Genomic DNA, 822 nt, shown 5'->3' with positions numbered 1-822 from the left:
ACGGTGCGCGTACTGGCCGATGTAATCGGAAACCCCGCGATGCGCTTGAAATCGGTAAAACCGTTATTGCCGCCGAAGCCCGTTTCGTTGCGATAGAAGAGCAGCATCGCGGCGAACGTCATCGCCTGCGTGATGATCGACAGATACACGCCTTTGACACGCGAACGGAACGTGAAGAAGCCGAACACCCAGGCGAGCACGCCGGGCACGACAATCACCAGCAACAACGCATACCAGAGGTGCTCAGTGCCCTGCCAGTACCACGGCAGCTTGTGCCAGTCGAGGAACACCATGAAGTCCGGCAGATCGCTCTGATAGTTGCCCTCGCGGCCAATGGAACGCATCAGGTACATGCCCATCGCGTATCCGCCGAGTGCGAAGAACAGCGCGTGGCCCAAGCTCAGGATGCCGCAATAACCCCAGACGAGATCGAGCGCAAGCGCGCCGATCGCGTAGCACATGAGCTTGCCGACAAGCGTCATCGAATACGCGGAGAGGTGGAACGTGCTCGATTCCGGCAGCACGAGCGCGGCGATCGGCACGCAGATACCCATCGCGATCACGAATGCGATCAGCGCAATCCAGCCGCTGCGAGGTAAGAGTGCCGCACGCGGCGGCAGGCCGAGCGCAAAGCCTGCGCGCCTGGCCTGCTCGTCGGGTTGCGGTGCAAGATCGAGATTCGCTGAGACGTTGGGTGTAGTCATCTCAAACCTCGGCGCTGCGGCCCTTCAGGGCGAACATACCCTGAGGACGCTTCTGGATGAACAACACGATCAGCACGAGCACCGCGATCTTCGCGAGCACCGCACCCCAGAACGGCTC

At 61.2% G+C, this 822-nt stretch carries 1 pseudogene; it reads right to left on the bottom strand.

The features are described 5' to 3' along the window. Nucleotides 1–704 (bottom strand): annotated as a pseudogene (locus GSQ93_RS21745) (urea ABC transporter permease subunit UrtC); the annotation flags it as partial. Nucleotides 705–822: the final 118 nt, after the last annotated feature.

Source organism: Burkholderia sp. S171 (assembly GCF_009766085.1).
Taxonomy (GTDB): domain Bacteria; phylum Pseudomonadota; class Gammaproteobacteria; order Burkholderiales; family Burkholderiaceae; genus Caballeronia.
The sequence above is the reverse complement of the archived record's forward strand: the minus strand, read 5'-3'. Positions and strand labels throughout refer to the sequence as shown.